The following is a 9996-nucleotide window of genomic DNA, read 5'->3' on the forward strand; positions in this document are numbered from 1 at the left end:
GCGGCGGGCGGTTATGCGCTGGTTTATGGCGGCCAGATACTGATTGCCGCCTCGGCTGAAATGGCAACGGCAGGGCGTGTTGCGCTTGAAGGCTGTAAAACCAATCCGGCGCTATGCCTGAATAACGTAGGTATTTTTGTCGCTGATGCGGTTGCGCCAGAAGCGGCAGTTGGGACCGGTGTTTTGGCGGCGGGCACGATAAAAGTATTAGGTAGCACCAAAGAAGGTGCCAAGGATCTGGCAGAAGGATTGAGTCATACCTCAAACCCGCTGTTAAAAAATGCTAAGCCTGATACTGATGCTGTAGCTAGTTTGATCGAAAATGAGAAGTTGTATGCTGGAAAAGGGGCGAGTGTCCAAGGTGGCGCAGGCGGAGACTGGAAAGTTATTAATGAAGTAACTGATCCTAATGTGGTAAAACAAGTTACTCCAACAAGCTGCGGAGCTGCGTGCGGTGAAATGTTACTTAAGGATAGGAATATCTTTGTAGATCAAGTGAAGCTTGGAACAGAATTAAAACATGCGGATCAATTAGCTCGAGATCTAACCAAACAAGGGGGAAATTGGAAAGGTGGTTTTGTTGGTGAAAATAATTTTGATGCTTTAAATAAAACGGGTTCTTGGAGCGCAATGATGTGGGATCAAGGTAGTAAGGTTGGACATTGGGTTGTTGTGAAAGGTACAGATAAAGCAGGTAATGTACTAATCCATGATCCTTGGAAAGGTACAAGTTATAAAATGACTCAACAAGAATTTAAGGCGACTTGGAATGAAATTGCAGTATTTAACCAGTAATGTATTGATAAATAATATTATTTATCAATCTGAGAATAATATAGTTACCTATTATTTTGAAGTTTTATCAACAGAAAAAATAATAAGTACAAGAGTAGATAATAAGAATGCCATTAAGTTTATAGAATCAACAAAAGAGTTAGATGATCTTATAATGTCATTAATGCTCATAGATCCAACTGTGGTAAAAAAGTTGAATAAAATAACTTGGGATTATATAGAAAATAGATCTATATCATTCCCATTTAAGTTAATTTAATAAGCAAAATTCCCATCATTAGTGAACTGTCCCCCGAATGTTAGACAAACATATAACGTTCGGGAGTGTAGTTCACTATGCCAAATTAACGCCGAGGGTGCCGGATTGATGATAAGGGTCAGATTCTGGGTATCCCGCGTAAAGTGATTAGCTATGCAGCACTACTCTGGCGACGGAGATTGGTGGAGGTGATGTAAAAGGGACTGCGGTGGGTGTATTAGCAGCAGAACTGGCGGCCATAACGCTGGATAAAACCTTTAGCGACCCGATGGCAATTTAGGCACCAAAGAAGGTGCCCCTAATTCGGGGCGGCAGCTCCCTGTTCCTATGACTGATAAACGGTGGCCTGCATCAGATGGTTGGGTAAAAATGTCTCAAAATATTAACGGAATAGAAGTCCACTATGTAAAGAATACAAAGACAGGGGCTATTGATGATTTTAAATTTAAGTGAGTATTTTTATGTTAATTAAATGTATTTTTAATTCGGGAAAAGATTTACCTGATTATAGCCGTTGTTTTGGCGAAACAGATGAAACAGATTACTCTTTTTTGGAGATTGGAACTGAATATGTAGTTTATGGTTTGATGTTGCTTTCATGTCGAATCGATTATTTAATCTGTCCTAATAAAGGCAACCCTGTATGGATTCCTGCTAATTTATGCGAGATTAAAGACGGTAAGTTGTCTTCTAATTGGTCAATTTGTATAACTCATTTAAATGATGACTATAAAGTCTTATATGATAATTTTAAGATACAATCGATTATAGGTTATTCTGAGTTAGTCACATCCATCTCTCATTACATAGGTATTATTGAAAGAGAATCAGAGGATCTAGGAGCTTTTTTTCTCGAAAAGCAAAAAATCGATGGCGAATTTGCTTCTACAATTGACTGAAATGGCGGCAGTTTTACGGATAACCTGCAAACCGCGTTGTTGAGCAATATAGGTAACCAGATTAATGCGGAAGGCGCTAAACTGATTGGTGATCAGGGGCAGATTCTGGATGTTCTGGGTAAAGCGATTAGCCATGCCGCAGTGTCTGCGCTGGCGGCGGAAATTAGCGGCAATCACAATGGAAAGCAGGCTATTTGAACCGGCGTATAAGAATGAAACAGAGCGACAAATCCATAAGCTTCAGGAAGCGCTGACGGGTAATGACGTTAAGGCTCAGACGGCTAAATTTATCGGGGCATTGTCAGGCGCCCTGATTAGCCATACCCCGGAAGGCGCTTACAGTGCGGCGAACAGCGCGGAGCTTGTCTATCGTAATAACATGACTGAGCACATGTTGTATCAGTTATCGGTAGATAATCAAAAAGACATCTTAGCGGCAGGAAAAGGGGATAAAGCTGCGGAAGAGCGCGTCATTGCACGGCAGGATGCCGCGATTGCCGTCACCGCAGTGGCGGCAGGCGGTTACGCGCTGGTTTATGGCGGCCAGATACTGATTGCCGCCTCGGCTGAAATGGCAACGGCAGGGCGTGTTGCGCTTGAAGGCTGTAAAACCAATCCGGCGCTGTGCCTGAATAACGTGGGTATTTTTGTCGCTGATGCGGTTGCGCCAGAAGCGGCGGTTGGGACGGGCGTTTTGGCTGCGGGAACGGTAAAGGTATTAGGTAATACCAAAGAAGGTGCTAAGAATCTGGCAGGAGAATTGCACAATGCGGGTATGAATACATTGAAGAATGTATCTACAGGTTTGCCAACCCCTCAGGGGTTATCAAAAGAAATTCATCTAGGGCAACAAGGAAAACACATTACAGGGCATAACAACTATATTCCTGGACGTTCTCCATTAGCGGAAGGTGTAGATCCTCAAAAATTACTTAATGGTGTTCACTCAGGTGAATATCCCATCATACGGATGACTCCACGTAATCAACCTATTGTTAATTTTGGTAAACCAATAGGGAAATATGAAGGACAGCCAACAAATTATGGCATTATTCATTATGGAAAAAACGGGGCGCATATTGTTCCAGCTAACCCTATTCAGCATTGAGGTTTTTTTATGATGTTAAAAACTATACCAGACGAGTTGTTTATATGGGTGTCAAAAGCTCTTCTTGGAGAAATTTATCCGGCTATCAGAGCAATAGCCGTTGGATTCAATAATGAAAAAAAGCTCCTAACATTAAGATATTATCTTGATCGTGAACCGACAGAGGAAGATTACGAAAGTTTAGATATAGTCATAGCGAATATTTTAGCTCACACATCATCTAATAACGATATTAGAGGTGTAAACGATGAGGTAGTTTTCTCTACAAATCCATTTAGAGATCTTGATAGCTTAAGTGGTTTTATATACATAAGAAGAGAATATTAGAGGTTAATGTAGGTATCGCGATTAACGGTGGCAGTTTTACGGATAACCTGCAAACCGCGCTGTTGAGCAATATCGGTAATCAGATTAATGCGGAAGGTGCCAAGCTGATTGGTGATAACGGGGAGATTTTAGGCCACTCAGGCAAGATATTGAGCCACGCGGTTGTGGCAGGCATTAGCGCTGAAATCGCTGGCGGGGATGCTAAAGGGGCGGCTGTGGGTGCGCTGGCGGCTGAATTAGCGGCAATCACAATGGAAAGCCGGCTATTTGAACCGGCGTATAAGAATGAAACAGAGCGACAAATCCATAAGCTTCAGGAAGCGCTGACGGGTAATGACGTTAAGGCTCAGACGGCTAAATTTATCGGGGCATTGTCAGGCGCCCTGATTAGCCATACCCCGGAAGGCGCTTACAGTGCGGCGAACAGCGCGGAGCTTGTCTATCGTAACAACATGACTGAGCACATGTTGTATCAGTTATCGGTAGATAATCAAAAAGACATCTTAGCGGCAGGAAAAGGGGATAAAGCTGCGGAAGAGCGCGTCATTGCGCGGCGGAATGCCGCGATTGCCGTCACCGCAGTGGCGGCGGGCGGTTATGCGCTGGTTTATGGCGGTCAGATACTGATTGCCGCCTCGGCTGAAATGGCAACGGCAGGGCGTGTTGCGCTTGAGGGCTGTAAAACCAATCCGGCGCTGTGCCTGAATAACGTGGGCATTTTTGTCGCTGATGCGATTGCGCCAGAAGCGGCGGTTGGGACCGGTGTTTTGGCTGCGGGCACGGTAAAGGTATTAGGTAACACCAAAGAAGGTGCTAAGAATCTGGCAGAAGGATTGAGTAATACCTCAAAACCCTTGTTAAGCAATACTAAACCTGATACCCATGCCGTAACTAGTTTGATTGAAAATGAGAAGTTGTATGCTGGAAAGGGGGCGACAGAATTAGAGAAACCGACTCAAGCTTGGGGAGGTTACTTGGATGCGGAGAAAGCCGTTCAGCAATCAGCGGCAATGAAGCAACAAGTCATGGATGTAAGGGCTGGTTTACCTTCAGCCTTGAGACGAGAAGGTAATGTTGCGGTTGCCAATATTAGTGTAGAAGGTTTGCCATCACAGATGTCAGCTCATAGCCGAATTGATGCTCCAACACTAGCACAGGCTGCTCAGGGCATTGTTGGTAAAAGTAGTGGAATATTCACAACACAAACCTTACCAAATAAAGCTGGAGCAATGATCCCTAGAGCTACTGATTCAGAAGCTAAAATTTTAGATAATATTGCTCAGAAACTTGGTAACAATACATTCGCTAAAGGTACGGTGAATATTTTTACTGAACGACCTGCATGTGCAAGTTGCCTCAGTGTTGTAGATCAGTTCAAGGCTAAATATCCCAATATACAAGTTAATGTATTGGATAATAATGGTATTGTCTTAAGACCACCGAGGAAAAATTAATGGAAGAACGAACCATTTATTCAAAAATTAAAGAATGGCTATTAGAGTCATATTTTATGAGTTGTAGAGATCGTAGGAATAGTGAAGACGGTTGGACACATGAATCGATAGTTGCTGATATTTATGATGGGTATACATCAAGTTTTAACTATCCTATTGAGTATCTAATGCTAGAAGTTGTAGCTTTAGTGTTAGTTGGTGGTTGGTATCCTGCTCAAGTGGAATATCACCAAAAAGAAATATCTCGATTATTAACTGAAAATAAGCTTGATAATTTATTAGCTGTTGTACCTAAAGAAGAAGCAGAAGAACTTCTTCATGATATGAATATCCTCAAGCTCATCTGAGTAATGGCCCGGCTTAGAGCCGGGCTATAAGATTTAAATAGCTATGGAAAAATGAGGGCGAATTTTCGCATTATCGAAAATTTCAGATAGCGTGTTGTCGGTCAGGGGGGATTCTGATTTACACAAAAATATGCTGTATCAGTTATCGGTAGATAATCAAAAAGACATCTTAGCGGCAGGAAAAGGGGATAAAGCTGCGGAAGAGCGCGTCATTGCGCGGCGGAATGCCGCGATTGCCGTCACCGCAGTGGCGGCAGGCGGTTACGCGCTAGTTTATGGCGGTCAGATATTGATTGCGGGTTCGGCTGAAATAGCAACGGCAGGGCGTGTTGCGCTTGAAGGCTGTAAAACGAATCCGGCGCTGTGCCTGAATAACGTAGGTATTTTTGTCGCTGATGCGGTTGCGCCAGAAGCGGCAGTTGGGACCGGTGTTTTGGCTGCGGGAACGGTAAAAGTATTAGGTAACACCAAAGAAGATGCCAAGAATCTGGCAGAAGGATTGAGTCATACCTCAAAACCCTTGTTAAGCAATGCTAAACCTGATACTAATGCCGTAGCTGGCTTGATTGAAAATGAGAAGTTGTATGCTGGAAAGGGGGCGACGTCTCAATCGGTTCAGAAATGGTCAGTAGATCCAGCGACTAAAGCAGCAGATGAAGCAGGTGGTGTTTTAGTTGATGGTATTTATAAAAATAATCCTACAGCTCAGAATATAACAAGGCTTTTAACCGATTCAGGAAGAATTGGTAGCAAAAATATGAATGGTCAATTTATGTATGTTGTTGACCAAAAAGGGAATGTAATTATTGGTACTCGTAGTGGTGAGAGAATGCCACATCCAACTCTAATTGGTGGTAAAGATCCACTGGTTTTAGGAGCCGGAATAGTCGAAATTAGGGCGGGTAAAATTTACTCTATAGATAATGCTTCGGGTCACTATAAACCAGGTGCAGGTTCTTTAGATGCTGCTAAAGATGCTTTTGGTAAATTACCAGATAAATATTTTAGTAAAGATTTTCAGGGGTATAAACCATATGATAAATAGTTTAGATTTAAAAGGCACGTGGGGACTATATCCTTGGTTTGATGAGGATGATGTTAATTTGATCTGCCCAGGTGATTTAGAATGTGTAAGAAAACTTATTTTGCATGGAAAAGTTTTCTATTGTTCAGAACAATGTGGGGAGTTTATTCGATTAAATTATGGAGATTATTCTTTTAGAGTTAAACCTGATTTGTTTAAACCAGTCAGAGAGGTTCATTTTATGGTGGGAGACAACGTAAAAGTTGTCTCTTCGCTAGATAAAAGAGGTACTATATTAAATATAGCGTGGCATCATAAAAATAATGAGCCAATCTACTATTTATCTTTTAATGGTAAAAAATCATCCAGACGTTATGTGGAAGATGAACTTATTCTAGTTCAAGAATAAACTCAGCAGGAACTTCCTTCGTCAGCCAAACGCCATTATCGGCTAAATAGAACTTAAAGCCTTGTTGAGACATCAACAGGGCTTTTATTTTTAGTACAACTGGTTTACCGTGTCTTTGACCAACTGATATAGCTGTCTGTTCGTCATTGGATAAGTGGACATAATGACGAGAGCCTGTAACCAGTCCTTGAGTTTTAATAGAATCAAGAAACCGTGTTGTTGTACCATGATATAAAAACTCAGGCGGTGTCTGTTCAACATGTTTAATCTGAACTTGCTGAGTTGAATGGCCTTGTGCTGCGCGGATTTTTACTCCGTCTTCTGAAATCGTAAAACGTTTCTTATCACTGGTAGCAACAACTTGTTCGATGAGTTCCTTATTAAGTGATTCTCCATGTTGATTAGCATGGGATATTAGTTTATCAATATTAACCCAGCCGTCTTGCTCAAGAGTTAGCTTTATCGTTTCAGGTTTATGCCGTAAAATGTAGCTTAAAAATTTACTTGTTTTATCAAATTGCTTACTCATACTTTTTCTTCTACTTTTCCCCATCAGATGAACTACCCTCCGAATGTAAGATAAACATATAACATTCGGGAGTGACGTTCACTATGCCAGATTAATGCCGAGGGTTCCAATGCCGGGGAAATAGTGATTGTCTATAATTCGCTGGCTCATCTTTTGTCTGCCGCAGAAAAAGAAAAATCAGGCACAATCAAAACCTACGAAGAGAAAAAACAAGCCTTTTGCCAGCAGTCACCGGAGGCATGTAAACAAGCCGGAGACGTTATCAGTTTGGGTACTGACTTCGTGCCGATTGTCGGAGATATCAAAGGCTTTGTTGAAGCTGAGAGCGCATTAGATTATCTGGCCGCCTCAGTAGCGATTTAACCTGCCATGACTATTTAAAATCACGAAAATAGTGGTTAAATATTTTATATAAAAAATAGATTTAACTATAAATGCAATTTATTAAAATGATATTAATGATCTTCAAATCAAAGTCGATTTACCATTAATTAAAGAATTGAAAATAAATCGGTGAGAAAAAATACTTTCCGAGAAAGATGATATTTAAGTGTTTTCTCTCTGTTATTTTAAGAAGAAAATAATGCAGTAAGAAAACAGATAAAACGGTTAATTTGGCAGGATTTAAGCTTTGAAAAAAATGTTGATTATCCGAAAAAACAAAAGGATATCTTTATACTATCAAGCTATTTACTCACTGGTTGATTTATGAAAACTGCTTAGGATTGCCAGTAACACAGCGTCAGTAAAGATAAAAGGTGAGTATGATTAACATTGGTTAAACGTAAAACACAATATACCATGATGATTAAACTTAATTAAAAGCAAGTGTTAAAACCAGTTAAAACATTATTATACTGTTTAAAACCAGAGGTTAAAATGATTTTTAATCACTATTTAAAACTTGCTCATTATAAATCCATCAGTGGAAAAATGAGAAAAAACTGGCTTTATTCATGATTATATACCTTGTAAAAAAGGATAAATAAGAGTATAGAATAGGTAAATCAGACAGTGCATTAAAAAAACAACCGATTTTAATAATGTTTTCAATCGGGGAATAAATTTTTTCATCAACCAATTAAATAATCGTTAATGAAAAAATGGAATAAAAAACCGCAAAAAATGATTTAACCAAAGACGAGTCGGTTACTTATTGTGTTATTAACGCTTTCTCTAATACATAAAAAGTTTTATTTTAACAATTCCAATCTTTTCAAAATGATATTGATTAAATGCACATGCTTTTTTTACGCTAAAATAGCCGTTTTAATGAAAACAAGGCAGAAACCATAAAACAAAATATCTAAATGTAAAATAAATCTCTTTTTGAATTAACAAACCTTTTAACCACTGTTTTATCGCATTCAGATAAGGCGTAGCTGATCTTGACTAAATAAGTCCCGGTAAGGACAACCTTACCGGGTTATCAACATTCATCTATTAGCTTCCTTTTGCAAAGTGGAATCCTCCCTCCACACCAAGCAACAAATGCTTTGGAAAAACCAACCAACATCACCATCCTTATCGCCACTTGTTAGGATTTAATATATCTCATTCCTCATTGTCAGGGTTAAAAAACCGATTATCGATCACATTTCATACTACCCATTCTGATAATCAATTAATTACCCATTAGAATAGTTTAATAACATCACTATTAAGCTATTCAGATTATTTATGAAAAATGACGCCTTTATCACCGTAATCTGACCGCAGATAACGGGCATTTAATGGGTCAGCTTCACTGATTTGTCATACTTAAATTAGGAAAGGGATACGCAATGAGTAAACGCCACGACTCTGTGGTCAGAACCACGAGTTATCTTTTAATTTACCTGACGGCAATCCAGCCACTACACCCGGCGATTGCTACGGGGATCACACCGGATAGCCCCCAAACACAGGTCCAAAATCAGGGCAATGTACCGGTGGTGAAATTAGGGGGAATGTATGCCAATAAAATCCGTCTGGTGAGTACTGAGGCGGGTAAGGAAGTTAACCTGACCAACCTGACCGCAACGCAAGGCGACATTAGTCTGACGGCGGATGGCAAGGTGACTCTGGGAGATGTACAGGCAGGGAAAGATATCACGCTTGCCGCGAACACGCTGAACAACACCGGTAAGATTATCGCAGAAGGTGACATGCGGTTATTTATCGACCGTTTATACAATCAGAATAAGGGGCTGATTCAGGCAAATAACCATCTCTGGTTGCAAAAAGACGCGAGCGGTAATTTAAGCACTGAAATTAACAACACTTCAGCGACACTGAAAACCCATAACGGCGATATTATTATTCGCACAAAAGCGTTAAATAATGCCCGGGATGCTAGCGTCGCGGCGGGAATGAACGCTTATATCAATGCAACGAAGCTGGATAATGATGAAAGTCAGTTTCATGCGAAGAAAAATCTCATCTTAACCGGTCACGACTTTAACCACGGGATGGACGGCAAACTTTCAGCCGATCTGAATGTGGTGGCCGATTTTATTCATCAATTCAACGGAACGGCGTTCATCTCGGCTAAAAATATTCTGCTTCATGCCGGTGAAATTATCAGCATGGGAGACCTCAAAGCGGACAATGATCTGTCCGTCATCGCTGAACGTAGAATGAATGCCCGCCAAAATACACTGGAGGCAAAAAGAAATCTGACCTTGATTGCAGGTAAAGATATTGAGGCTTTTCAAGTCGGGTTGAAGGGAGAAAATATTGAACTGCTTACGCGTGAAGGCGACATCCAGATGTGGGGGGACGGTTCGCGTATTTCGGCCGACAACAATTTGCGGATATTCGCGGATCACAAACTGGATTTCTATGATCTTTTGTTCGATAAATC

The 9996-nt window shown here is 40.7% G+C and carries 12 protein-coding genes and 1 pseudogene; 12 read left to right on the forward strand and 1 reads right to left on the reverse strand.

Annotated features, from left to right (window positions below; all coding sequences use genetic code 11):
• The 10 genes from SLS51_RS21820 to SLS51_RS21865 form a co-directional block, all read left to right on the forward strand.
• The coding region (locus SLS51_RS21820) for a cysteine peptidase family C39 domain-containing protein (protein ID WP_323840636.1) at positions 1–795 on the forward strand (795 nt) is incomplete at its 5' end.
• On the forward strand, positions 770–1054 hold the full coding sequence (locus SLS51_RS21825) for a hypothetical protein (RefSeq protein ID WP_323840637.1): 285 nt from the start codon (positions 770–772) through the stop codon (positions 1052–1054). The genes SLS51_RS21820 and SLS51_RS21825, both read left to right, overlap by 26 nt.
• Positions 1055–1515: 461 nt before the next feature.
• Positions 1516–1953, forward strand: coding sequence for a hypothetical protein (locus tag SLS51_RS21830; protein ID WP_323840638.1), 438 nt, complete (start codon positions 1516–1518; stop codon positions 1951–1953).
• A 36-nt stretch (positions 1954–1989) separates the two neighbouring features.
• Positions 1990–2151 carry a DUF637 domain-containing protein gene (locus SLS51_RS21835; protein ID WP_323840639.1) on the forward strand — a complete coding sequence of 54 codons (162 nt, stop codon included), beginning with the start codon at positions 1990–1992 and terminating at the stop codon, positions 2149–2151.
• Positions 2132–3061 carry a polymorphic toxin type 50 domain-containing protein gene (locus tag SLS51_RS21840; RefSeq protein ID WP_323840640.1) on the forward strand — a complete coding sequence of 310 codons (930 nt, stop codon included), beginning with the start codon at positions 2132–2134 and terminating at the stop codon, positions 3059–3061. The genes SLS51_RS21835 and SLS51_RS21840 overlap by 20 nt, the downstream gene beginning before the upstream one ends.
• Positions 3062–3070: 9 nt before the next feature.
• Complete coding sequence (locus tag SLS51_RS21845) at positions 3071–3388, forward strand: MafI2 family immunity protein (protein WP_011147750.1); 318 nt, start codon at positions 3071–3073, stop codon at positions 3386–3388.
• A 62-nt stretch (positions 3389–3450) separates the two neighbouring features.
• Entirely contained in the window at positions 3451–4842 is a 1392-nt protein-coding gene (locus tag SLS51_RS21850) for a deaminase domain-containing protein (RefSeq protein ID WP_439126903.1), read from the forward strand.
• On the forward strand, positions 4842–5189 hold the full coding sequence (locus SLS51_RS21855; protein ID WP_323840641.1) for a hypothetical protein: 348 nt from the start codon (positions 4842–4844) through the stop codon (positions 5187–5189). Before SLS51_RS21850 ends, SLS51_RS21855 begins: the two co-directional genes overlap by 1 nt.
• A 94-nt stretch (positions 5190–5283) precedes the next feature.
• Positions 5284–6234: a hypothetical protein gene (locus SLS51_RS21860; RefSeq protein WP_323840642.1), complete on the forward strand. Its 951-nt coding sequence runs from the start codon at positions 5284–5286 to the stop codon at positions 6232–6234.
• Complete coding sequence (locus SLS51_RS21865) at positions 6224–6622, forward strand: DUF6960 family protein (RefSeq protein WP_323840643.1); 399 nt, start codon at positions 6224–6226, stop codon at positions 6620–6622. The genes SLS51_RS21860 and SLS51_RS21865 overlap by 11 nt, the downstream gene beginning before the upstream one ends.
• Here the strand turns inward: SLS51_RS21865 and SLS51_RS21870 are convergent.
• Positions 6603–7151, reverse strand: coding sequence for an RNA 2'-phosphotransferase (locus SLS51_RS21870; RefSeq protein ID WP_323840644.1), 549 nt, complete (start codon positions 7149–7151; stop codon positions 6603–6605). The two genes, SLS51_RS21865 and SLS51_RS21870, sit on opposite strands and share 20 nt — an antisense overlap.
• Before the next feature lie 123 nt (positions 7152–7274).
• On the opposite strand from SLS51_RS21870, the gene SLS51_RS21875 reads away from it, so the two are divergent.
• Together SLS51_RS21875 and SLS51_RS21880 are read left to right on the forward strand one after the other, a co-directional pair.
• Positions 7275–7514 carry a hypothetical protein gene (locus SLS51_RS21875; protein WP_323840645.1) on the forward strand — a complete coding sequence of 80 codons (240 nt, stop codon included), beginning with the start codon at positions 7275–7277 and terminating at the stop codon, positions 7512–7514.
• A gap of 1421 nt (positions 7515–8935) precedes the next feature.
• A pseudogene (locus tag SLS51_RS21880) lies at positions 8936–9996 on the forward strand (hypothetical protein); the annotation flags it as partial.

The sequence above is a fragment of the Photorhabdus africana genome, from assembly GCF_035181445.1.
GTDB classification, from domain to species: domain Bacteria; phylum Pseudomonadota; class Gammaproteobacteria; order Enterobacterales; family Enterobacteriaceae; genus Photorhabdus; species Photorhabdus laumondii.